19 protein-coding genes are annotated in these 22,444 nt (G+C 62.1%); 10 read left to right on the top strand and 9 right to left on the bottom strand.

The window, feature by feature from the left end; all coding sequences use genetic code 11:
- Positions 1 to 206: 206 nt before the first annotated feature.
- A complete protein-coding gene (locus V3H56_RS01385) occupies positions 207 to 3,119 on the bottom strand; it encodes an aminotransferase (RefSeq protein ID WP_338474122.1) in 2,913 nt (970 codons plus the stop codon).
- 229 nt (positions 3,120 to 3,348) lie between these two features.
- Here V3H56_RS01385 and V3H56_RS01380 point away from each other — a divergent pair, with 229 nt between their 5' ends.
- From V3H56_RS01380 to V3H56_RS01370, 3 genes are read left to right on the top strand one after another with little or no spacing between them, the layout of a single operon-like run.
- Positions 3,349 to 5,157 (top strand): cache domain-containing protein, encoded by a 1,809-nt coding sequence (locus tag V3H56_RS01380; protein ID WP_042730491.1) that lies wholly within the window; start codon positions 3,349 to 3,351, stop codon positions 5,155 to 5,157.
- Positions 5,154 to 6,545, top strand: a complete 1,392-nt coding sequence (locus V3H56_RS01375; protein WP_047736196.1) for a sigma-54 dependent transcriptional regulator — start codon at positions 5,154 to 5,156, stop codon at positions 6,543 to 6,545. Before V3H56_RS01380 ends, V3H56_RS01375 begins: the two co-directional genes overlap by 4 nt.
- 46 nt (positions 6,546 to 6,591) lie before the next feature.
- The gene (locus tag V3H56_RS01370; RefSeq protein ID WP_042730480.1) at positions 6,592 to 7,047 is read left to right on the top strand and encodes a YiiD C-terminal domain-containing protein; all 456 of its coding nucleotides are present in this window, start codon (positions 6,592 to 6,594) and stop codon (positions 7,045 to 7,047) included.
- Between the two features lie 126 nt (positions 7,048 to 7,173).
- Here V3H56_RS01370 and cysQ read toward each other — a convergent pair whose 3' ends face one another.
- Positions 7,174 to 8,001 (bottom strand): 3'(2'),5'-bisphosphate nucleotidase CysQ, encoded by an 828-nt coding sequence (cysQ, locus tag V3H56_RS01365; RefSeq protein ID WP_338474121.1) that lies wholly within the window; start codon positions 7,999 to 8,001, stop codon positions 7,174 to 7,176.
- The gene (gene nudE, locus V3H56_RS01360; protein WP_047736199.1) at positions 7,998 to 8,564 is read right to left on the bottom strand and encodes an ADP compounds hydrolase NudE; all 567 of its coding nucleotides are present in this window, start codon (positions 8,562 to 8,564) and stop codon (positions 7,998 to 8,000) included. Before nudE ends, cysQ begins: the two co-directional genes overlap by 4 nt.
- Positions 8,565 to 8,652: 88 nt before the next feature.
- On the opposite strand from nudE, the gene yrfG reads away from it, so the two are divergent.
- Positions 8,653 to 9,315, top strand: a complete 663-nt coding sequence (gene yrfG, locus V3H56_RS01355) for a GMP/IMP nucleotidase (RefSeq protein WP_042729435.1) — start codon at positions 8,653 to 8,655, stop codon at positions 9,313 to 9,315.
- Positions 9,316 to 9,441: 126 nt separating this feature from the next.
- On the opposite strand, the gene lysM is transcribed toward yrfG, so the two are convergent.
- Positions 9,442 to 9,882, bottom strand: a complete 441-nt coding sequence (gene lysM / locus V3H56_RS01350) for a peptidoglycan-binding protein LysM (RefSeq protein WP_047736200.1) — start codon at positions 9,880 to 9,882, stop codon at positions 9,442 to 9,444.
- Positions 9,883 to 10,015: 133 nt separating this feature from the next.
- On the opposite strand from lysM, the gene V3H56_RS01345 reads away from it, so the two are divergent.
- From V3H56_RS01345 to V3H56_RS01330, 4 genes are all read left to right on the top strand, one after another.
- Complete coding sequence (locus tag V3H56_RS01345) at positions 10,016 to 10,903, top strand: LysR family transcriptional regulator (RefSeq protein WP_042729433.1); 888 nt, start codon at positions 10,016 to 10,018, stop codon at positions 10,901 to 10,903.
- Between the two features lie 92 nt (positions 10,904 to 10,995).
- Positions 10,996 to 11,835, top strand: coding sequence for a formate dehydrogenase accessory sulfurtransferase FdhD (fdhD, locus tag V3H56_RS01340; protein ID WP_047736201.1), 840 nt, complete (start codon positions 10,996 to 10,998; stop codon positions 11,833 to 11,835).
- Entirely contained in the window at positions 11,832 to 14,180 is a 2,349-nt protein-coding gene (locus V3H56_RS01335; RefSeq protein ID WP_338474120.1) for an FdhF/YdeP family oxidoreductase, read from the top strand. Before fdhD ends, V3H56_RS01335 begins: the two co-directional genes overlap by 4 nt.
- Positions 14,181 to 14,424: 244 nt before the next feature.
- Positions 14,425 to 14,901, top strand: coding sequence for a glycine zipper domain-containing protein (locus tag V3H56_RS01330; RefSeq protein WP_042729430.1), 477 nt, complete (start codon positions 14,425 to 14,427; stop codon positions 14,899 to 14,901).
- An 80-nt stretch (positions 14,902 to 14,981) separates the two neighbouring features.
- Here V3H56_RS01330 and V3H56_RS01325 read toward each other — a convergent pair whose 3' ends face one another.
- The 4 genes from V3H56_RS01325 to V3H56_RS01310 form a co-directional block, all read right to left on the bottom strand.
- Entirely contained in the window at positions 14,982 to 15,401 is a 420-nt protein-coding gene (locus tag V3H56_RS01325; protein ID WP_338474119.1) for a thioesterase family protein, read from the bottom strand.
- Positions 15,402 to 15,445: 44 nt separating this feature from the next.
- A complete protein-coding gene (locus tag V3H56_RS01320; RefSeq protein WP_047736204.1) occupies positions 15,446 to 16,672 on the bottom strand; it encodes a 3-hydroxyacyl-CoA dehydrogenase in 1,227 nt (408 codons plus the stop codon).
- Positions 16,673 to 17,450: 778 nt separating this feature from the next.
- Positions 17,451 to 17,705 carry a colicin E3-like toxin immunity protein gene (locus V3H56_RS01315; protein ID WP_080964292.1) on the bottom strand — a complete coding sequence of 85 codons (255 nt, stop codon included), beginning with the start codon at positions 17,703 to 17,705 and terminating at the stop codon, positions 17,451 to 17,453.
- A gap of 7 nt (positions 17,706 to 17,712) precedes the next feature.
- Complete coding sequence (locus V3H56_RS01310) at positions 17,713 to 18,963, bottom strand: colicin E3/pyocin S6 family cytotoxin (protein ID WP_338474118.1); 1,251 nt, start codon at positions 18,961 to 18,963, stop codon at positions 17,713 to 17,715.
- 371 nt (positions 18,964 to 19,334) lie between these two features.
- Between V3H56_RS01310 and V3H56_RS01305 the strand changes: the two genes are divergently transcribed.
- On the top strand, positions 19,335 to 20,399 hold the full coding sequence (locus V3H56_RS01305; RefSeq protein ID WP_338474117.1) for a S8 family peptidase: 1,065 nt from the start codon (positions 19,335 to 19,337) through the stop codon (positions 20,397 to 20,399).
- 83 nt (positions 20,400 to 20,482) lie between these two features.
- A complete protein-coding gene (locus tag V3H56_RS01300; RefSeq protein ID WP_272913997.1) occupies positions 20,483 to 20,611 on the top strand; it encodes a hypothetical protein in 129 nt (42 codons plus the stop codon).
- Between the two features lie 177 nt (positions 20,612 to 20,788).
- Here V3H56_RS01300 and V3H56_RS01295 read toward each other — a convergent pair whose 3' ends face one another.
- The gene (locus tag V3H56_RS01295; RefSeq protein WP_053148785.1) at positions 20,789 to 22,333 is read right to left on the bottom strand and encodes a phosphoenolpyruvate carboxykinase; all 1,545 of its coding nucleotides are present in this window, start codon (positions 22,331 to 22,333) and stop codon (positions 20,789 to 20,791) included.
- Between the last annotated feature and the right edge of the window lie 111 nt (positions 22,334 to 22,444).

Raw genomic sequence — 22,444 nt, 5'->3', positions numbered from 1 at the left:
CGCTGAGTCATCGAGGGCAATGGGGGACTTTATAGACGATAAAAATCGGCTTTAAAAGCGTAAACCATCTGAAATATCAAAATAAACGCAACTCAATGTCGACAAAAATCGACAAATCACTGAAAGCCTCGTGGGAGCGAGCCGGCTCGCAAAAGCGCTGCCTTCGCGAGCGGGCTCGCGTTCACAAGGGTTACCGGCGTACTCGCCTAGAGCCCTTCATCCAGCACCTTCTCTAGCATGTCGACGAAGAAATCCACGCTCTGACGGGTGGTCACCATGGGCGGCTTGATCTTGAGGATATTCAAGTAGTCGCCGGTCGGTTGCATGAAGATCCCCAACTCGCGCAGGCGATTGCACAGCGCCGTGGTTTCTTCGGTGGCCGGTTCCAGGGTGGCGCGGTTGCGGATCAGTTCCACGCCCAGGTAGAACCCCGAGCCGTGCACCGCGCCGACCAACGGATAGCGCTCGATCAAGGCTTCGAGGCGCGCCTTGAAATGCCCGCCGACCACCCGTGCGTTCTCCCAGAGGTCTTCCTCTTCCATCACGTCCAGGACGGCCATGCCGATGCGGCAACTGACAGGGCTGCCGCCGGCGGATGAGAAGAAATAACCCTCGGCCTCCAACGCCTCGGCGATTTCCCGGCGGGTGATGACCGCGCCCAGCGGCTGGCCGTTCCCCATGCCCTTGGCCATGGTGATGATGTCGGGCACCACGCCCTGCTCTTCGAAGCCCCAGAAAAACTCGCCCATGCGCCCATAGCCGACCTGCACCTCGTCAGCGATGCACACCCCGCCACGCTCGCGCACCAACTCATAGACGCGCTTCAGGTAGCCGGGCGGAAGGGCAATGCCGCCGGCGTTCCCGTAGACCGGCTCACAGATGAAACCGGCCAATTGGCGCCGGCTTTCGGCGATTTTCGCCAGGTTGTGCTCGACGCTGCGTACGTAGTCCGGCGCACTGTCAGGGCCCCGGAACTCACCGCGATAGGTGTTCGGCGCGGTGACCGGGTGCACCCAGTCCGGGCGGCTGCTCAAGGCCTGGGGGTTGTCGGCGATGGACGTCGACACCGCATCGGCCGCCACCGACCAGCCGTGATAGGCCTCCAGCACGCTGAGCATGTCGCGCCCGCCGCTGTAGGCCCAAGCCAGGCGGATCGCCAGGTCATTGGCCTCGGTACCGCTGTTGACCAGGAACACCCGGTCCATGTTCGAGGGCGCCAACGCCAGCAGGCGCTCGGAAAACTCGGCAATCGCCGCATAGTGAAAGCGCGAGTTGGTGTTGAGCAGCGACCACTGCCGCGCGGCCACCGCCGCCATGCGTGGGTGACCATGCCCCAGCACCGCGACGTTGTTGAGCATGTCGAGGTAGGAACGCCCCTGCATGTCGATCAAGTGGTTGCGCCAGCCGCGCTCGATGCGCGGTGGGTCGACGTAATAATGCTTTTGCGAACGGGCGAAGCTGGCGTCCCGGCGAGCCAGCAGTGCTTCGGGATCGATCTCCGGCTCGGCATCGCAAGCCAGCCCCAGCAGCGCCGCCGGCGAAGGACACAGCGCCTGCCAGGCCGCCACCCTGGAGGGCGTGCAGAACAGCGGTGGATTCAACCCGGCGCCCCGGCACAACTGTACCCGCAACGGTCCGCTCACCTCGCCCAGCACCTGGCCCTTGACCAGCGCCGCGCCGGCATGCAGCGGCGAGGTCACGCCCCACAGCCGCAGGCTCAACGATGCACCGTCCAATTGCAGGAGGCCGTCGGCGCCGAGGTGCACGACCCCGGCGAACGGCGATTCTAGCGACGAGCCCTGCGGGACATTCAGCTCCACGTGCAACGGATACGTATCCGGCTCGACGGCGCTGTCGGGCCGCGTGCGGGACAACCGATACTGGCCGTAGCGGCTGGCAGCCAGCCCATGAACAGCGGCAGCCTCGCTCAACAGGCGCTGGTCGATGCCCGGTTGCTCCCAGTTGCCCGCCTCGAAATGCGGGCTCAGCACGCCCAGGTCGATCAGCGCGAATTCACGCCCCACCAGGGTCGGCAGCAACGGCGCAAAGCCTTCGCTGGCGATGGGCGCCAGGTTGTGGCCAACGGCGCTGAGAATCGCCGCCTCCATCAGGTCGAGGGGCACCGAGTGGGCGACGCGGAAAATTTCCCACTCATGGGCCAGGTTGTCGCGGCTGTATTGGTTACCCGGATCGATGGCGACCTGCTGTTCACCACTGAGCACCAGGACGGCTGCTCGCGAGACGATCAACGGCCACAACGCCAACAGTTCTTCGCGCTGCAACGGGTTGACCGCGTGATAAGCCTGGATCGCTGGCAGGATGAAAAACGGATCGCCATCGGCGTGGTGCAGCAGGGCCGCACAGGTCACCGACAGGTCCGTGATGCGCCAGGTGCGGACCAGGTCGCCAAAGTCGATGACGCCCTGCAATTGCCACTGGCGCTGGGCATCCCGCTGCCAGACCACGTTGTCATCGGTAATGTCCATGTGGATCGCCTGCACCGGCAGGCTGGCCTTGAGCGGTTGCAAGCGACGCTCGGCCTGTTGCGCGATGTCGGCAATCAGGCTGCGCTGCGCGTCATCCTGGATCACCGGCAACAGGTGTTCGATCAGCGTGTGGGCGTGGCGGGCGTCCCATTGCAGGGTGCGCTCCAGGCCGGCGTGGTCGAACGTGGCCAGGGCCTGGTCGATCTGTGCACACAAACGCCCCAGCCCTTTCACCAAGCCGGGCTCCAGGTGCTTGAACTGCGTCAGTGGCTGGCCGTCGATGTATTCCAGCAACCGGACATGTACCCCTTGCCCCTCGACGTCGAGCGTCAGGAGGTCCTGGCCATTGTTGGCGGCAATCACCCGCGGCACTTTCACCGCGCCGTGGTCAGCCAGATGCCTGAGCGCCGCGTGTTGGGCCTCAAGCTCCCGCACCGCGTAGTCACCGTGGCAGATCTTCAGCACGAACCGCCCGTGCCCGGTGTCGACGCGGTAATTGAGGTCTTGCTGGCTGCCAAGGGGTCGCAGGTCACCGCTGAGTCCATAATTTGCGCGCAACAGCACCGACACTTGTGCGGCGCTGATCTGTGGGCTTGGCAAACTGGCACGGTGAACCAACGTAGCGAGCGGCATACAACAACCCCTTAGGTGGTTTTATCGGATGCCTATCACGCCACTGAGTCGGGGGATAAGCAACCCCTATCGCATTTGAAGCGACGGCGCTCCCAGGCCCCGAGAGCCCCTCACGACTGGCGCCCGCTCCAGGCGAATGTCCGGGGGAGCGCGACGTAGCGCGTTGCAACAGTGTCTTGCTGGACAACCGTAGGCATAATGCGCTTGTCCCCACAGGCGCCTGATGCTCATGAACTCCACCCTTCCCCGCAGACCCCGTTGGCGCAGCCTGGCCTTGCTTGCGCTGTGCCTGGCGCCGTTGTTGTGGCCGCTGGAGCATCTGGCCGAGCGTTATTACCGCAGCGAACTGGCCGGGCAGAACCGCCAGACCCTGGACCTCTACGTCGCCAACCTGCTGGGCACCCTGCACCGCTACGAGGTACTGCCGCAGATCCTCGCCGACCTGCCGGCGTTGCGCGCCGCGCTGTCGGCCCCGGACGACGGGGTCACCCAAGGCAATGCCAACCGGCTGCTGAAAAACATCAGCACCCAGACCGGCGCCGAAGTCATGTACCTGATGGACGCCAACGGCAAGACCCTGGCGGCTTCGAACTGGGATAAGCACGACAGCTTCGTCGGCCGCAACTTCGCGTTCCGCCCGTACTACATCGAGGCCATGGCCGGACGCCTGGGGCGCTTCTTCGGCCTGGGCACCACCTCGGCCAAGCGCGGTTACTTCTTCGCTGCCGCGGTGCGCGATCGCGAAAAAGTCATTGGCGTGCTAGTGGTCAAGGTCGACCTGGACCACACCGAAAGCCTGTGGGGCAAAACCCCGGAACAACTCTTGGTTACCGATCACAACGGCGTGGTCATTCTCACGTCGCGGCAAGACTGGCGCTTTCGCGCGACGCGTCCCTTGAGCGAGGACGAACGCAAGGCCATCAGCGCCGTGCAGCCCTATCCGACCCGCGATCCCAAGCCACTGAACCTGGATGACAACGCCTGGCTGACCCAGACCCAGTCCATCGAGGAGACGGGCTGGAGCGTGAGCATCCTCGCCCCTCGCACGTTGATCGACCGACCGGTGCGCACCGTGCTCACAATCGGCGGTGCGGCGCTGCTGGTGTTGATGCTGCTGCTTGGGCTGATGATGCAGCGTCGGCGCCATTATCTGGACCGGATCGCCTTCGAAGCCAAGGCGCGTCACCAACTGGAAGGTCGGGTCGCCGAGCGCACCAGCGACCTGGAAGGTCTGAACCGGCGGCTCAAGCAGGAAGTGCTGGAGCGCGAGCAGGCCCAGCAGGAGCTGGTGCGGGCCCAGGATGACCTGGTGCAGGCCGGCAAACTGTCGGCCCTGGGCACCATGTCGGCGAGCATCAGCCACGAACTCAACCAGCCGCTGGCGGCGATCCGCAGCTACGCCGAAAACGCCGAGATCCTGCTCGACCACCAGCGCACCGACGACGCCCGGGGCAACCTCAAGCTGATCAGCGAGCTGACCGGGCGCATGGCCTCCATCATCGCGCACCTGCGTGCCTTCGCCCGCCGCGACCGCCACGCCCCGGAAAGCGTTGCCTTGCAGCCGGCGCTAGACGACGCGCTGGCGCTGCTCGCCAAGCGCCGCCGCAGCATGGAGGTGGAGTTGATTCGCGACCTGCCGGCCGCGACGCTCTGGGTCGAGGCCGGGGAAACCCGCTTGCGCCAGGTCCTGGGCAACCTGTTGGCCAACGCCCTCGACGCCCTCACCGAGAAAGGCCCGCCGCGCAAACTTTGGCTCAGCGCACAGGCCACCGAAACCGGCGTCAACCTGTACATCCGCGATAACGGCCCAGGCTTCTGCATGGAAGCCCTGGGCCGCGCCGGCGAACCCTTCTATACCACCAAGACCCGGACCCAGGGCCTTGGCCTGGGGCTGGCAATCTGCGACACCTTGATGCGCGCCTTCGGGGGCGAACTGTCGTTCGCCAACCACAAGGAGGGCGGCGCCTTGATCACCCTGAAGCTGCGCGCCGGCGCGCCCGGAGTGAGCCTGCAACCGTCCGAGGACCGTAGTGTATGACCATCGATAACCGGATTGAGGTGGTGCTGATCGACGACGATCCCCACCTGCGCCAGGCCTTGAGCCAGACCCTCGACCTGGCCGGACTGAAGATTTTGCCCCTGGCCGAAGCCAAGGGCGTGGCCGGGCAATTGCCCCGTGATTGGCCTGGCGTGGTGGTCAGCGATATCCGCATGCCGGGCATGGACGGCCTCGAACTGCTGAGCGAGCTGCACGCCCAGGACCCGGAGCTGCCGGTGCTGCTGATCACCGGCCACGGCGACGTGCCGCTGGCGGTGCAGGCGATGCGTGCCGGGGCCTACGACTTCCTGGAGAAACCCTTCGCCAGCGACCACCTGCTCGACAGCGTGCGCCGTGCCCTGTCCTTGCGTCGGCTGGTACTGGAAAACCGTAGCCTGCGCCTGGCCCTGAGCGATCGGCACGAGCTCAGCGCCCGGCTGGTGGGCCAGTCGACGCCCATATTGCGCCTGCGCGAACAGATCGGCGCATTGGCGGCCACCCGCGCCGACGTGCTGATCCTGGGTGAAACCGGCGCCGGCAAGGAAGTGGTCGCCCGCGCTCTGCACGACCTCTCGGCACGCCGCAACGGCCCCTTCGTGGCGATCAACGCCGGAGCCCTGGCCGAATCGGTGGTGGAGAGCGAATTGTTCGGCCACGAGCCCGGCGCGTTCACCGGCGCGCAGAAACGCCGCATCGGCAAGTTTGAATTCGCCAACGGTGGCACGCTGTTTCTCGACGAAATCGAAAGCATGAGCCTGGACGTCCAGGTCAAGCTGCTGCGCCTGCTGCAAGAACGCATGGTGGAACGGTTGGGGGGCAATCAGCAGATCCCGCTGGATATCCGTGTCATCGCTGCCACCAAGGAAGACCTGCGTCAGGCCGCTGACCAGGGACGTTTTCGCGCCGACCTGTACTACCGCTTGAACGTCGCGCCGCTGCGCATTCCACCGCTGCGCGAGCGGGGCGAAGATGCCCTGGTGCTGTTCCAGCACTTTGCCAACGAGGCCAGCGCCCGTCACGGCCTGCCGCCCCACGAATTGCAGCCGGCGCAGCGGGCGCTGCTGCTGCGTCACAGTTGGCCAGGCAACGTGCGCGAACTGCAGAACGCCGCCGAACGCTTTGCCCTGGGCCTGGAACTGGCCCTGGACAACAGCGCGCCGGACGGCAGTCCCGGCGAACCGGTCGCGATGGTCAGTGGCGGCTTGAGCGAACAGGTGGAAAACTTCGAGAAAACCCTGATCGCCGCCGAGCTGGCGCGTCCCCACAGCTCGGTCCGCAGCCTCGCCGAAGCCCTGGGCATCCCGCGCAAGACCTTGCACGACAAGCTGCGCAAGCACGGGTTGAGCTTCGGCGACACTAGCCACGGCGCCGCCGACGAAGCCGATTGAGACATCGGCGTTACCGCCACCTTCCTGTCCCGCCAGAGGCCCCTCGATGAACCGCGACACGCGTTACCTGGAATCGATCCTGCACCACGACATCCCGCTGACACGGGACATGGGCCTGGAGGTCGTCGATTGGCAGGCCCGGCAACTGCGGTTGTTCCTGCCGCTGGACGCCAACGTCAATCACAAGAGCACCATGTTCGGCGGCAGCCTGTATTGCGGCGCGGTGCTCGGCGGCTGGGGCTGGCTGCACCTGGCCCTGCGCGAGGAAGGCATCGAAGATGGGCATATCGTGATCCAGGAAGGGCAGATCAGCTATCCGCTGCCGGTCACCGGCGATGCGAGCGTGATTTGCGACGCGCCGCAGGAAAGCACCTGGAAACGCTTCCTCGCCACCTACCGCCGCCATGGCCGGGCGCGCATCGCCTTGCAGACGCGGGTGCTGAACACCGCGAGCAAGGACCCGGCGGTGCAGTTCGAGGGGCAGTACGTGTTGCATCGCTGACTTTGGCACCCTGCAACCCTGTGGTGAGGGGATTTATCCCCGTTGGGGCGCGAAGCGGCCCTGCTTTTTGGGACTGCTGCGCAGTCCAACGGGGATAAATCCCCTCGCCACAAAGAATGGAAGCGGCTAGGAACGCGCCAACTCCAGCAGTGTCGCCCGCCAGGCCGCCTTCGCCGGCAACGCCAGGAACGATGCATTGAGCAGCGACTCCCGCGGTGGGTAGCAGAACGGCTCGCCACTCAAGTCCAGCACCTCGCCACCGGCCCCTTCCAGTACACCCTGGGCGGCGGCGGTGTCCCATTGGGACGTCGGCGCCAGGCGTGGATAGCAATCCGCCGCGCCTTCGGCCACCAGGCAAAACTTCAACGAACTGCCGATGCTGGTCAATTGCAACTCACCCAGGCTGGCACTCAGGCCTTGCAACAGGCGCTCCTGCTCCGGGCTGCTATGGCGACGACTGGCGACCACGGTAAAGGCCTCGCCCGGCGCCAGCGAGTTGCGCACCGCGACAGGCACGGGGTCACCGCCCTTGTCGCCGCGCCAGGCCCCGAGACCCGCGCCACCTGCGTAGTAGCGGCCAGTGGTGGGCATCGACACCACGCCAAACACCACACGCCCTTGTTCAATCAGGGCGATGTTGACGGTGAACTCCTCGCTACCGGAAATGAATTCCTTGGTGCCATCCAGCGGGTCCACCAGCCACCAGCGCTGCCAACCGGCGCGCACATCCTGGGCGATATTGGCGTCCTCCTCGGACAGGATCGCAATGTCCGGGGCCAACGCCGCCAGCCCGGCGACGATCACATCGTGGGCAGCCATGTCGGCGGCGGTCACCGGCGACTCGTCGGCCTTCTGGGTGACTTGCACGTCAGCGCGCCAGAACGGCAGGATCGCCTCGCCGGCCTTGAGCGCCAGCGCCACCACGGGGGCCATCAGGGGATGAGGGAAATTCATGAAAAAAAGGCTCCGCGTTGGGTCAGCAGGTCACGGGCCAGGTACAACGCCGCCAGGGCACGCCCCTCGGTGAATTGCGGGTTTTGCGCCAGGGCCGAGAGTTCATGCAGGTTGACCTTGTCCACGCGCATCGGCTCGGGCTCATCGCCCTCCAGCCGCTCTTCGTACAGGTCGGTCGCCAACACCACCTGGATCTTCTGGCTCATGTAGCCCGGCGACAGCGACAGTTCGGTCAGGTGTTCCAACTGACGCGCGCCGAAGCCAGCCTCTTCCTTGAGCTCGCGCTCGGCCGCCGCCAGCACGTCCTCACCCGGCTCGATCAAGCCCTTGGGCAGGGACAGCTCATAGGCATCGGTGCCACCGCAATACTCTTCCACCAGCACCGCGTGGTCGGCGTCGAGCATCGCCACGATCATCACCGCGCCGTAACCCGCACCCTTGCTCGCCAGGCGTTCGTAGGCGCGCTCCACGCCGTTGGAAAAACGCAGCTTCAGCTCTTCCACGCAGAACAGACGGCTGGTGGCGACGATGCGGCGATCGAGTATGGTGGGTTTCTGGCGCATATACGGCTCCCTGGGCGATAGCGGGCTACTATACCCGGCCTATTCTGATTGTTTGTGTCGGATATCCGATTACCGCTGGAGAAGTTTTATGGCCTTGCTGCCCTGGCACGAGATCGACACGGTGCTGCTGGACATGGACGGCACCTTGCTGGACCTGCATTACGACAACCATTTCTGGATGGAACACCTGCCCCAGCGCTACGCCGAACTGCACGGCGTGAGCCGCGCGATGGCCGAGATGGAGCTGCAACCGCTGTTCGAGCGCAACGCTGGCCAGTTGCAGTGGTATTGCCTGGATTTCTGGAGTACCGAGCTGAAATTGCCGGTGCGCGAATTGAAACTGGAAACCGCTCACCTGATAGCCTTGCGTCCGGACGCCGATACCTTCCTGGCGGCCATCAAGCAGGCGGGCAAGCGGGTGGTGATGATCACCAATGCCCACCGCGATTCGCTGTCCCTGAAGCTGGAACGCATCGAGTTGGCGCCCTACTTCGAGCGCCTGATCAGCTCACACGACTACGGCTTCCCCAAGGAAAACCGGCAATTCTGGGACGCCTTGCAAGCCGACCTGAACTTCGACCCGGCCCGCAGCCTTTTCATCGACGACACCTTGCCGGTGCTGCGGAGCGCCCGGGATTTCGGCGTGGCGCACCTGTTGGCCGTCAGCGAACCGGACAGCCGCAAAGGGCCGAAGGACACGGGTGAATTCGCGGCGTTGGTGGATTACCGAACGCTCATCGAAGGGCTCTGACGCGATCAATGTGGCGAGGGCGCTTGCTCCCGCTGGACTGGGCTGGCGCTCCAGTGCGCAGCGCTCTCCAAAAATGCGACTGCTACGCAGCCGAGCGAGAGCAAGCGCCCTCGCCACAGGTATCGGTTACTCAGGAATACGCAACACCTGCCCCGGATAGATCTTGTCCGGGTGCGACAGCAGCGGTTTGTTGGCTTCGAAGATCTTGTTGTACTTGTTCGCATCCCCGTACTCGGCCTTGGCGATCGCACTGAGGGTGTCACCTTTTTTCACCGTGACGAAACGTGCCGCCTGGGCCACCGGACCGGTGACGGTGATCTGGTCGTCGACACTGCCGACACCGGCGATATTGCCCACCGCCAACAGGATTTTTTCCTTCTCTTCCTGGCTTGCCACTTCACCGGTGACGGTGACGGTATCGCCTTCGATGGTGGCATGCACATTCGGATTACCGAGACCGACCTTGTTGATGTGTTCTTTCAACTGCTCGCTCGCATCAGCATTGCCAGGCGTCAGCAGGTCGATCAGCTTTTCACCTGCTTCCTTCACAAAGCTAAAAAGACTCATGGCACACGCTCCTTGATTAGGTATCCAGACGCCAAAGACTAGACCAAGCCAGGCGAACCCGACGCCAAGCCGACCAATGACCCCGTCACGCACAAGCGCTAGAATCCGAATCTTCCCGCGCGCTGGAGCGAAGATGGACATCAAGCAGCTGAAATTTCTCATCGCCCTGGATGAAACCCGTCATTTCGGCCAAGCCGCCGCTCGCTGCCACATCACCCAGCCCACCCTGTCGATGCGCCTGCGCAGCCTCGAGGAAGAACTCGGCCTGCCACTGGTCAACCGCGGCCAGCGCTTCGAAGGCTTCACTGCCCCGGGAGAGCGGGTGCTGGCCTGGGCACGCACGGTGCTGGCCGCCCATGACGGCCTGCTGGCGGAGGCGGCGGCCTGTCGTGGCAACCTGGCGGGTACGCTGCGCCTGGGCGTGGTGCCGCTGTCGGACTTCGACCCGCTGTCGATGATGCAGCGCCTGCACGACGAGCACCCCAACCTGCGTTTCGAATTGTCGTCCCTGAGCTCCGAACAGATTCTCGAACAACTGGCGAACAACCGCATCGACCTGGGCATTTCCTACCTGGAACGCCTGGACAACGAACGCTTCGAGGCCTTGCCCTTCAGCCAGACCCGCATGGGCCTGCTGTATGACCAGCGGTATTTCTTCTTCGGCGAACAGGCGCTGAGCTGGCAAGCGTTGATTGAACTGCCGTTGGGCATGCTCACCAGCGGCATGCATTTTCGCCAGTCCATCGACTACCACTTCCACAGCCGGGGCCTCACGCCGCAACCGCTGCTGCAAACCGACGCCGTGCATCAATTGTTGCAAGCGGTGCACGGCGGGCTGTGCTGCGCGGTAATGCCGCTGGACAGCGGCCTGGACGTCCTCACCGAAGACTTGCGCATCCAACCCATCGACAGCGCGCACACCCTGGTGCCGCTGGGGATGATCATGCGGCGTGGCGCCCCCCGCTCGGCGCTGGCGGAAGCCTGTTTCGCGCTCTATCAGAAATCAGCGACAGCTTCTTGATCGACGTCATCTATTGATAGATCAGTAATAGCGATTAGACGTGGCAGATTGCCGCATTTAGTCTTGTCACTATTCCACACATCGGTGATGTCATGAAAACCAAGCCTCCGGCCTGCCCGGTGCCCGCGGTGCAAGCACCCGTGCCCACCGCGAGCCAGAGCTATCAATACGTCAACCTGGACCACTCCCAAGCCGACAGCGCCGCGCTGGCCGAGGAAGTGGCGTTGGCGATCGCCTACAACGGCATCAGCCAGGCCGTGATGCTGGTCACCCCCACCGACCTGGAAGACTTCATCGTCGGTTTCAGCCTGGGCAGCGGCATCATCGAAGACGCATCCGACATCTACGACCTGCAACTGAGCGGCAGTGGTTCGGCCCAGTCTGCCCAGGTGACCATCGCCAACCGCGCGTTCTGGAACCTCAAGCAGCAACGCCGGCAGTTGGCGGGCACCAGCGGCTGCGGATTATGCGGCGTGGAAGCGCTGGAACAGGCGCTGCCGAACCTCAAGGTCTTGCCCGGTGCCGCGTTGCCGCCCGCGCCATGGCTCGAAGGCCTGCGTCAGCGCATCGGCCAGTTCCAGCCACTGGGCCAATACTGCGGTGCGGTTCACGCCGCGCTGTTCATGAACGCCCAGGGCGAACTGTTGCTGGGCCGCGAAGACATTGGCCGGCACAACGCCCTCGACAAGCTGATCGGTGCCCTGGTCCGGCAACGGATCCAGGTCACCGGTGGCGTGGCGATCGTCACCAGCCGTTGCAGCCTCGAACTGATCCAGAAAGTGCTGCGGGCCGGCATCCAGACCCTGGTCAGCCTGTCGTCGCCCACCGGCCTTGCCGTGCAATGGGCCCGTCAACACAACCTCAACCTTATCCACCTGCCGCAAAAAAGTGCGCCGCGGGTCTACAGCCCTGCGATGGAGAATCACGCGTGAGCAATCATCAACAAGCCGACCAGAAACCCGTTCCGCGCTACAAGCCCTACAAGGGCCCGGCCGGTGGTTGGGGCGCGCTGATCAGCGTCGCCCAAGCCTGGTTGACCAGCGATAACGCGCTGAAAAATATCCGCATGATGCTCAAGACCAACCAGAACGGTGGTTTCGACTGCCCGGGCTGCGCCTGGGGTGACTCGCCGGAAAGCGGCATGGTCAAGTTTTGCGAGAACGGTGCCAAGGCGGTGAACTGGGAAGCCACCAAGCGCCGCGTCGATGCGGCCTTCTTCGCCAAGCACAGCGTGACCTCGCTGTTGGAGCAAAGTGACTACTGGCTCGAATACCAGGGCCGCCTGACCGAGCCGATGCGCTACGACGCCGAGACCGATCGCTACACGCCCATCGGCTGGGAAGCGGCGTTCGCCCTGATCGGCAAGCACCTGCAAGGGCTTTCCAACCCGAACCAGGCCGAGTTCTACACTTCGGGCCGGGCCAGCAACGAAGCGGCCTACCTGTATCAATTGTTCGTCCGCGCCTACGGCACCAACAACTTCCCCGACTGCTCGAACATGTGCCACGAAGCCAGCGGCGTGGCGCTGTCCCAGAGCGTAGGCGTGGGCAAGGGCACGGTGACCTTCGATGACTTCGAGCACGCCGACGCCATTTTCGTCTGGGGCCAGAACCCCGGCACCAACCACCCACGGATGCTCGAACCGCTGCGCGAGGCAGTAAAGCGCGGCGCCCAGGTGGTGTGCATCAACCCGCTCAAGGAGCGCGGCCTGGAGCGTTTCCAGCATCCGCAGCACCCGTTCGAAATGCTCACCAACGGCGACAAGCCGACTAACACCGCCTATTTCCGCCCGGCGTTGGGTGGCGACATGGCGATCCTGCGCGGCATGGCGAAGTTCCTGCTGCAATGGGAGCGTGACGCCCAGAAGGCTGGCGCTCCAGCGGTGTTCGACCACGCGTTCCTCAATGAACACAGCGTCAACGTGCTGGATTACCTGGCCGTGGTCGACGACACACCGTGGGAACAGATCGTCGAGCAATCGGGCCTGTCCCTGGTGGAAATCGAGCAAGCGGCGCGCATGTACGCCAAGAGCAAGAACGTGATCATGTGCTGGGCGATGGGGATCACCCAGCATCGCCATTCGGTAGCGACCATCCAGGAAATCGCCAACCTGATGATGCTGCGCGGCAACATCGGCCGGCCAGGCGCTGGCCTGTGCCCGGTACGCGGCCACAGCAACGTCCAGGGCGACCGCACCATGGGCATCAACGAACGCCCGCCGACGGCCTTCCTCGACGCGCTGGAGCGGCGCTTCCAGTTCAAGGTACCGCGCGAATATGGCCACAACGTGGTCGAGGCGATCCATGCCATGGCCAACGGCGAGGCGAAAGTCTTCATCGCCCTGGGCGGCAACTTTGCCCAGGCCACGCCAGACAGCCGTCGGACCTTCGAGGCCCTGGCCAACTGCGACCTGACCGTGCAGATCAGCACCAAGCTCAACCGCAGCCACCTGGCCCACGGGAAAGAAGCGCTGATCCTGCCGTGCCTGGGCCGCACCGACATCGACCTGCAAACCGAAGGCGCGCAAGCAGTCACCGTCGAAGACTCCTTCAGCATGGTCCACGCCTCCAAGGGCCAGTTGCAGCCATTGTCCAACCAGATGCGCTCCGAACCCTGGATCATCGCCGGCATCGCCGCCGCCACGCTGGGCAGCCGTCCGGTGGACTGGAACTGGCTGGCGGCCGACTACAACCGCATTCGCGAGCTGATCGCCGACACGGTGCCGGGCTTCAAGGACTTCAACGAAAAGCTGCAGAACCCCGGTGGTTTCTACCTGGGTAACAGCGCCGGCGCGCGTCGCTGGAACACTGCCTCGGGCCGGGCCAACTTCAAACCCAACCTGCTGCCGGCCGACCTGGTGCATGAACGCACTCGCTCCACCGGCCAACAGCCCGACCTGATCATGCAATCGATGCGCTCCCACGATCAGTACAACACCACCATCTACGGCCTCGACGACCGTTATCGTGGCGTGAAGGGCCAGCGGGACGTGTTGTTCGTCAACGAGGCGGACATCATTCGCCTGGGCTTCAAGCCAGGGCAGAAGGCCGATATCGTCTCGCTCTGGGATGATGGCCGCGAGCGTCGGGTCAAAGGCTTCACCCTGCTCGCGTTCGACATTCCTGCCGGGCAGGCCGCGGCCTATTACCCGGAAGTGAACCCCCTGGTGCCGCTGGAAAGCACCGGTGACGACAGCCACACGCCGACGTCGAAGTTCGTGGCGATCCGCCTGGAAGCGGCGAGCGAGAATGGCCTGATCCTGGCCAAGTCGGCCTGATCATACCGATGGCGAGGGCGCCTGCGACCTCGCCACGGGAATTTTCCAGCGCCCACGAAAAAGGCCGTTTTCCTAAGAAAACGGCCTGTCTGAAGTAGCTAAAGACCGGCCAAAACACCTTAAGTTCCGCCCTAAAAACAATAACTTAGAGAATTGTGCACAAGTCGTGCTACTCGTCGGATTTCGATTGTCACCAAGCGAAGCCAGCCTCAGGATCGCGCCGTCATCCCTTTGAGGCTCCTCTATGAAGTTCTCCTCCATTCTCTTGTTGTCCCTTGGCCTGGTCAGTGGCATCGCTTCTGCTGGCGGTACTGCCGAAGCAGGCGTTGGCGGCGCATTGGGCGGGGTTTTGGGTTCGGTCGTCGGCCAGTCCCTGGGCGGCAACACCGGCTCCACTATCGGCGCAGCCCTGGGCGGCGCGGGTGGTAGTGCAGTTGGCGCAGACAAACACAGCCGTGGCGAAGCAGCCATCGGCGGCGCACTGGGCGCAGCCGGCGGTAACGTGGTTGGTCGCAGTGTCGGCGGCAGCACCGGCAGCCTGATCGGCGCGGCAGCGGGCGGTGGCGCCGGCGGCGCGCTGGGTAACTACATGGGCAAGGACGACGATGATGATCGTCGCTATGAAGGGCGCCGTGGCGATCGCCGCTACTACCGTGACGGTCACCCCGGCCGCGGCCATGCCTACGGGCATCGCAAGCATCGCCATCACTACCGCGACTGATCGCTGATTGCTACAGCGATAAAAATCGCAGCCTGCGCAGCGCTCCCCCAGCGCCTAATCGCACGCTGCGATTTTTCGTTTCAGACCAGCAGTCGCTCCATCGCCCCGCGTAACCGGTCTGGAATGGCCACGGGTCGATTCGACACCCGGTCCACGAACACGTGGACAAAGCGCCCCGCCGCACAGGCCTCCTCCTCGCCCACCTTGAAGACCGCCAATTCATACTGCACTGAACTGCTGCCCAGCTTGCCCACCCGCAAGCCGATTTCGATCCGGTCTGGAAAGGCGATCGACGCAAAGTAATCGCAGGCCGAACTCACCACGAACCCCACCACGTCCCCTTCATGGATATCCAGGCCGCCCACTTCGATCAGGTAGGTGTTCACCGTCGTGTCGAAGAAGCTGTAGTAGGTGACGTTGTTGACGTGACCGTACACATCATTGTCGTGCCAGCGCGTGGTGATGGCTTGCAGATGCGGGTATTCGCTACGTTGCGGCATCAGGTGTCCTTTGCGATTGTCGAAGGGTTCACGGGAGCGGCGGCCTAGCGTTGGGCAAAACCCTTGCCCTGCATGGCCAGTTCGCCGATCAGGCGTGCAGGCTGCCAATGGTCGCCCTGCCTCGTCTCGAGCGCCAGCAGGCGAGCATGAATGTCTTCAAGCCCTTGGCTGTCCGCCCAGGCCATCGGCCCGCCCTTGTCTGCGGGAAAGCCATAGCCGTTGAGGTAAACCAGGTCTATGTCGTGGGCCGACGCGGCAATGCCTTCCTGCAGGATCTTCGCCCCTTCGTTGACCAACGCCAGCAAGCAGCGCTCCAGGATTTCCTCGTGGCTGATCTCGCGACGCTGGAAACCCAGTGCTTCGCTGACCTCCTGCACCAGCGCGTCGACCTCGACATCCTGTTCGGCCTGACGGCTGCCAGGTTCATAGTGATAGTACCCATTGCCGCTTTTCTGGCCGAACCGGCCCAGCTCGCACAAGCGGTTGTCCACTTGCACCTCGGGCGCATCCTGACCTTTGCCCGCCAACTCGCGAGCCCGCCATTCCAGGTCGATGCCAACCACGTCATACATGCGGAACGGGCCCATGGCAAAGCCGAAGCCTTGCAAGGCCGCATCCACTTGATGAGGGAATGCGCCCTCCAGCAGCATCTTGCGAGCCTCCAGCACATAAGGGTGGAGCATCCGGTTACCGATGAAACCGTGGCAATTGCCCGAGACCACGCTGACCTTGCCCATGCGCTTGCCCAACGCCAGCGCCGCCTCCAGCACGGCCTGGGACGTTTGGGCACCGCGAACGACTTCCAGCAGTTTCATGATGTGCGCCGGACTGAAGAAGTGCAGCCCCAGGACTTGGCCGGGGCGGCCGGTGACGGCCGCGATGGCGTCGATGTCCAGCGCCGAGGTGTTGCTTGCCAGGATCGCCTCGGGTTTGAGCAGGCTATCGAGCTCACGGAAGATGCTTTGCTTGAGATCAAGGTTTTCGTACACCGCCTCGATCACCAGGTCCACGTCGCGGATTGCCGTGTAGTCGTCTGCGCGGGTGACCCGCGCGATCCGGGCATCGGCTTCGCCCTGGTCAATACGTCCCTGACGCACACCATGGGCGTAGGTCTCCGCCACCGCGACCAGAGCCTGCTCAAGCATCTGTGGATTGTTGTCAACCCACTGCACCGCCACTCCGGCATTGGCCAGGCACATCACAATGCCCCGCCCCATGGTGCCTGCACCGACCACGGCGGCGCGCTGAATATCGAAGGGTGTCTGGCTCATGTTTGCTCTCTTGTTGGCGATCCAAAGACAGCCTTCACCTTAGTCAGCGTGAGACTTTTTTTGAAATTTATTCGTGTGATGGCGGGCATTCATCAGATGGATACCCTCGCTTTACCATAACCAGAAGATAGTCAACCATACGACGTTAAGTAAAGATCCAATTCCTTGGAGAAGGTTATCCTTCCCAACCGTTTCACTTTCCAACACTTGCTTTGCAGAAAGCTTAAAGTCCGCGCCAACGTGATTTTCGGCAACTCCCCATTGCATCACAGGCATAAGCTGTTCCACCGACAAGTGGATGCATTGCTCAAATACCACACCCTCCTTACCTGGAAAAAACCCAGCACACTGAAATTTTCCCCACTCCCCAACTTCTCTTCCATTTTCATCACCCGCCTAATCTGCTAAAGCTTTTCAGCAGACACTTAATCCCTTAAAAAATATCAACCATGCAGCTTACTAAGCATGACAACTACAACTCATTTGAAAAAGAAGAACAGGATCATAAATACTTTTCCCCAATATCGTTTCTAAGCTTTCAAGCTGATACCTTGTCAAATCATAGCCCTCCCACCCTTGCTGATCAGTAGCCCAGCCCATAATCCCCCTCAGAACCTCGTCATAACCCTCGGGAACCCTCTCTTCAAAAGCGAGCAACCCAGTATTATTGTAAAAAGCTTCAACTGTGTAGAGCATGGCCCGACGCCCCAGGTTTAATGTGAACTTGGTTTGTTTACAGCGTGTGATGCAAGCAAGCTGAACAGAGTTTAATTTATGCTCACCAAACATCCCGATAATCAAATGACACTTGATAGTCGTAGCCAGACAAATCAAGAACGTGTTCAAAATGGGGTTGCAATATTGCGACCCACTCGTCAATCACGTTAAAACCGCCTACATTTATATTATCCTCGACCGGAACACCGAGAGCATCCATCACCCAAGGATCATCGCCAAAATCCTTGGTGTACTCACGCCCCTCACCAAGCTCGGTTTCCTTGTCGTACCAATCCAATTTGAGTTTTAAACCCATCATTCCCTCACAAATATTTTTTGATATTACGATCTGGTTTGGGACCATCAATTTGCTCGCCCGTTAAATAATCATAGGCCCCCAAATGACTTCCATCGCTCGCACGGTATGCCTCAAGTTCGCCGTGCATGAAATCCCACTCATAAATTATTCTGCCTTTTTTATCGGCCCACCGCTCTCGAAAGCCGCCGCCTCCCTGGCGAGGAGTCTTCTTTTTAACAACTCTTAAGTCTGGGAACCCTGCAATCTCCGTCACCTTGGGTGCGACATGGTAATCATGCCCTACGTCCGGCAACCCTTTACGCCGAACACTAAAAACTATGTACAGCGGCGAAACCCCGGAATCCGCTGGAAACACAAGAATGAAATCCTTGTACTCCGGTGGATAAATCGGATTGACGATAATGCTGTCCGCCGCAGGAGTCGGTGGAAAGATCCAGATAGGTGGGGCCTGGGGAGCGGCCTCCAAGGCCGGTATTCCCAGCGTCGCCGAAGGATCCTGCGCTGGCGTCCAGATCAATTCGACCCCATCGCCAAAGTCCGCGACATAGAGGTCGCCGCGAACCTGGAAAGTCACCACCGGAATCATTTCCCAGTCGGGCCGCACCTGGGTGTTGTAGCCATACCCTTTCAACGTCCCGTCGGCTCGAGTTTCGATATGCAAGCGCACACGGGTGCGAGCTTGTTCCAGGGAGCGCAATTGATCTTCGGTGTAGAGTGAGCCGTCACCCAGGCTGGTAGGCGCCAACAAGCCCACCAGCCCCAGCAGCGCTCCGGCCGCCAAAGGTGCGGAGATCGCGCCGACAGCGGCACTGGTGCCTGTACCGATTGCGCTCAATGCCGTCCCGCCCAGGGCGAACGTTCCGAAGCTGGCCGGCAACGCACCGGTGATTCTTTTCAGCGGTACGCGTCCCGACTCATCTACCTGGCGCCCACCCAGCAGCGTCACCGTGCCGTACTCTTTCACAAGCTCCGTAGGGATGTAGCCGGTTGGATTGCAGTAGTCGATAACCGCATCGGGTAACTTGCAGGATTTGGTGAATACGCAGCCTCGTATGGCGGGAGCGTGCTCTTGGTGCAGTTGGGCCAGACGCGCCTTCATGTAAGCGTCCTGCCTGCCGAGCATGGCGTCGTGGCGTTGTTGATCGACTTCGCGCTTGGCCAGCTCGGCTGGGGTCATATCCCGCAGCCTCCTATAGCCCCAGTCGCCACCATGGCGCTCCCAAACCTGGGGCTCACCGGATTTTGCTTTACTCATCGTTCGTCCTTGCCCGGCCGTATCTACCCGGATTTGAAAGGGTGTGACGAACCTTACCGAGCAACCGAGAGAACGCTTAGCAGACGCTTCCTAGACTGTTGTGGGATCGTTCCTCCTTATTGCAATGAACAGCGATTTGACGGCTGTGCTGCCCCAGCCTGCGGGACAAAGCGGCGACTCGAGAATAGGTCGGGGGCAGAAACGCTACTGGAGATACCGCGTGAGGGGCCTTCCGCCTCGCCATGAGGCGTTACAAGTTCGGGCATTTTGATGCTTCGCTCCCGTTCCGTTTGCGCGTTAAGGTCGCCGTCTACATACGTTGCGTCGGGCCAGGAAGCTTGGCGCCCAGAACTCTGTTCAAGGACTGAACCATGCCACATCCATCTACCGCATTACGCGCGCTTATGCTTGCGTCGGCCTCGCTGTTGGCCGGTTGCCTGACCCTTCCCGCACGATCTGGCGCGGAGCCGACCACGTTCGAAACACCGGAATACTTCGCACAACAAGGCTTGGCAGTGGTAAAGGCCTCGGCTTTATACGCCCGCGGCGGCACCGGCCAGGACGTCGTGGTGGCGCTGGTCGACTCGGGACTCAACACCCACCTGAAGGAGTTCGAGGGCAGGTTGAGTGACCCCGGATTCGATTATGTCGAGAATCATCCCGGCACGCTCGACCGCGTCGGCCACGGCACGCAAATGGCCGGCATCCTCGCCGCCAACAAGGATGGTCAGGGCATGCATGGCATCGCCTTCAATGCCCGGTTGGTACCCTTTCGTTTCGGCGACGACAACGAGCCGTTTTTCTTCGATAGCAACATTGCCCAATCCTGGCAAAGCGGATTCGACAAAGGTGCTCGCCTGTTCAACAACTCCTGGGCCAATGCCATCCCGGCAACCGAAATCACTGAGGCGCGCTACAACCAGGTGATGCCCGACGCCTTGGCGGTCGCCCGGAAACTGGTATCCGACGGTGCCGTATTCATCTTCCCGACGGGTAACGAACTCAAGCGTGAGCCCCTTGCCGAAGCTGGCTTGCCGCGGGCGCTCCCCGAACTGGAGAAGGGTTGGATCGCGGTCGTTGCATTGAAAAACGACGGCAGCGCCGTCAATGGAAAATCCAACTATTGCGGCGTTGCAGCCGCCTGGTGCATCGCGGTCCCCGGCGGCGACTCAGGCGCAGAGGCCGGGCTGCTCACCGTAGGCAAGGACGGTCGCTACGTGCAAACCGCCGGCACATCGCCGGCCGCCGCGTTAGTCAGTGGCGCGCTCGCGGCGCTACAAAGCCTGTATCCAGCACTCAGCTCGCAACAAGTCCGTGAGCACCTCCTGGCGACGGCCAACCGCTCGGGTATCTATGCCAACAGCGAAGCCTATGGCAGAGGGTTGATGGACCTTGAGGCAGCCTCGTTACGCCGGCCTGAACACATGACGGACTGAACAAAAACCCAGCAAACACATTGCACCGAAACCGCCAACGGCAAGACGCCTTTGGCTCGCAAACTTGGAAAAAGGAAATGACCATGTCGTACAAACTCGCCTTACCCACCACCCTGATCCTGTGCCTGCTGCTGGGCGGATGCATGGAAATCCCGGAAGAGCCGCCCATTCTGGCTATCGAAACTCCAGTGGCTGGACCTGCAACATCCTGACAGTCTGATTAACTTTTCCAGGATGCTCGAAAGTCGGTGAAGGCTTTATCGCAGCGGTTTTCCTGGGTCTGTCCAGGCGCGAGCAGGAAACCATGGCGCCCGCCTTCCACTTCTCGAACAAATCACCCCCATGAAAAAACCGCCCCGAAGGGCGGTTTTTTTTACGCTGTCCGAGCCTTACAGCTGCGGGCCAGCGGCCTTGATGGCGTCGCTCACGTCGAACTTCTTGAAGTTCTCGGTGAACAGACCGGCCAGTGCCTTGGCCGCTTCGTCGTAGGCAGCCTTGTCAGCCCAGGTGTTGCGTGGGTTCAGCAGGCCGGTTTCGACGCCTGGAACCGCCAGCGGCACGTCCAGGTTGATGATGTCCAGGTGTTCGGTTTCAGCACCGATCAGCGCGCCGCTCTGGATGGCCGCGATCACCGCACGGGTGGTCGGGATGTTAAAGCGCTTGCCAACGCCGTAGCCACCACCGGTCCAACCGGTGTTGACCAGGTAGACCTTGGAGCCGAAACCACGGATACGCTTGATCAGCAGTTCAGCGTATTCACCGGCAGGACGCGGGAAGAACGGGGCGCCGAAGCAGGTGGAGAAGGTCGACTTGATGCCGCTGCCCGAACCCATTTCGGTCGAACCCACCAGTGCGGTGTAGCCGGACAGGAAGTGGTAGGCGGCTTGCTCTTCGCTGAGGATCGACACTGGTGGCAGTACGCCGGTCAGGTCGCAGGTCAGGAAGATCACGGCGTTTGGCTCACCACCGAGGTTCTTCGGTGCGCGTTTTTCGATCAGTTCACGCGGGTAGGCTGCGCGGCTGTTCTGGGTCAGGCTGTCGTCGGCGTAGTCGGCTTTCTTGGTGACCGGGTCCAGGACCACGTTCTCCAGTACGGCGCCGTGCTGGATGGCTTTCCAGATCACCGGCTCGTTCTTCTCGGACAGGTCGATGCACTTGGCATAGCAACCGCCTTCGATGTTGAAGACCACGCCCACGCCCCAGCCGTGCTCGTCGTCACCGATCAGGTAACGGCTTTCGTCGGCGGAAAGAGTGGTCTTGCCAGTGCCCGACAGGCCGAAGAACAGGGTCACATCGCCCTCTTCGCCCATGTTGGCGGCGCAGTGCATCGGCAGCACGTCAGCAGCCGGCAGCAGGAAGTTCTGTACGGAGAACAGGGCTTTTTTCATTTCACCGGCGTAGCGCATGCCGGCGATCAGCACTTTCTTGGCCGCGAAATTGATGATCACGGTGCCATCGGAGTTGGTGCCGTCACGCTCAGGCTCGCAGACAAAGTTTGGCGCGTTGAGGATCTGCCACTCATCCTTGCCACCGGCGTTGTACTGCTCGGGGTTGATGAACAGGCAGCGGCCGAACAGGTTGTGCCAGGCGGTCTCGGTGGTCATCTTGACCGGCAGGTAGTGCGCAGGATCGGAACCTACATGCACATGGGAGACAAAACGCTCGCGCTCGCCCAGGTAGGCCTCGACACGGTTCCACAGGGCATCGAACTTGTCGGCTGGGAACTTGCGGTTGATCGGGCCCCAGGCAATGGCGTCCTGGGTGGTTGGCTCTTCAACAATGAAACGGTCGACTGGCGAACGGCCGGTACGATGACCGGTACGAACAACCAGTGCGCCGGTATCGGCAAGCTCGCCTTCACCGCGATTCAGGGCTTCTTTGACCAGTTCATCGACACTCAGATCGGTGTACACGGCGTTATTGGCTTGCGTCATGAGATTCCCCGTCGGCCCGTGGCCGAGTGCTCCAAACGTTTTGTAGTAGGAAGTCGCGCACTACTACCCGAAAAAAGTGGGCCGGATTATGCCAGAAATGCCCAAAAAGAG

It is taken from the genome of Pseudomonas sp. MS646, from assembly GCF_036693845.1.
Lineage (GTDB): Bacteria > Pseudomonadota > Gammaproteobacteria > Pseudomonadales > Pseudomonadaceae > Aquipseudomonas > Aquipseudomonas chlororaphis_E.
Note: the sequence above shows the minus strand (reverse complement) of the source record. Positions and strands in the feature narration are given on the sequence as shown.

What these genes read in the sequence shown, in the direction of transcription:
- V3H56_RS01385 (WP_338474122.1), bottom strand. Translation starts at nt 3,119, where the DNA reads ATGCCGCTCGCTACGTTGGTTCACCGTGCCAGTTTGCCAAGCCCACAG.
- V3H56_RS01305 (WP_338474117.1), top strand. Translation starts at nt 19,335, where the DNA reads ATGCCACATCCATCTACCGCATTACGCGCGCTTATGCTTGCGTCGGCC.
- V3H56_RS01345 (WP_042729433.1), top strand. Translation starts at nt 10,016, where the DNA reads ATGGACATCAAGCAGCTGAAATTTCTCATCGCCCTGGATGAAACCCGT.
- V3H56_RS01295 (WP_053148785.1), bottom strand. Translation starts at nt 22,333, where the DNA reads ATGACGCAAGCCAATAACGCCGTGTACACCGATCTGAGTGTCGATGAA.
- V3H56_RS01320 (WP_047736204.1), bottom strand. Translation starts at nt 16,672, where the DNA reads ATGAGCCAGACACCCTTCGATATTCAGCGCGCCGCCGTGGTCGGTGCA.
- V3H56_RS01310 (WP_338474118.1), bottom strand. Translation starts at nt 18,963, where the DNA reads ATGAGTAAAGCAAAATCCGGTGAGCCCCAGGTTTGGGAGCGCCATGGT.
- V3H56_RS01300 (WP_272913997.1), top strand. Translation starts at nt 20,483, where the DNA reads ATGTCGTACAAACTCGCCTTACCCACCACCCTGATCCTGTGCCTGCTG.
- V3H56_RS01380 (WP_042730491.1), top strand. Translation starts at nt 3,349, where the DNA reads ATGAACTCCACCCTTCCCCGCAGACCCCGTTGGCGCAGCCTGGCCTTG.
- V3H56_RS01325 (WP_338474119.1), bottom strand. Translation starts at nt 15,401, where the DNA reads ATGCCGCAACGTAGCGAATACCCGCATCTGCAAGCCATCACCACGCGC.
- fdhD (WP_047736201.1), top strand. Translation starts at nt 10,996, where the DNA reads ATGAAAACCAAGCCTCCGGCCTGCCCGGTGCCCGCGGTGCAAGCACCC.
- lysM (WP_047736200.1), bottom strand. Translation starts at nt 9,882, where the DNA reads ATGAGTCTTTTTAGCTTTGTGAAGGAAGCAGGTGAAAAGCTGATCGAC.
- V3H56_RS01315 (WP_080964292.1), bottom strand. Translation starts at nt 17,705, where the DNA reads ATGGGTTTAAAACTCAAATTGGATTGGTACGACAAGGAAACCGAGCTT.
- nudE (WP_047736199.1), bottom strand. Translation starts at nt 8,564, where the DNA reads ATGCGCCAGAAACCCACCATACTCGATCGCCGCATCGTCGCCACCAGC.
- V3H56_RS01370 (WP_042730480.1), top strand. Translation starts at nt 6,592, where the DNA reads ATGAACCGCGACACGCGTTACCTGGAATCGATCCTGCACCACGACATC.
- V3H56_RS01330 (WP_042729430.1), top strand. Translation starts at nt 14,425, where the DNA reads ATGAAGTTCTCCTCCATTCTCTTGTTGTCCCTTGGCCTGGTCAGTGGC.
- yrfG (WP_042729435.1), top strand. Translation starts at nt 8,653, where the DNA reads ATGGCCTTGCTGCCCTGGCACGAGATCGACACGGTGCTGCTGGACATG.
- V3H56_RS01375 (WP_047736196.1), top strand. Translation starts at nt 5,154, where the DNA reads ATGACCATCGATAACCGGATTGAGGTGGTGCTGATCGACGACGATCCC.
- cysQ (WP_338474121.1), bottom strand. Translation starts at nt 8,001, where the DNA reads ATGAATTTCCCTCATCCCCTGATGGCCCCCGTGGTGGCGCTGGCGCTC.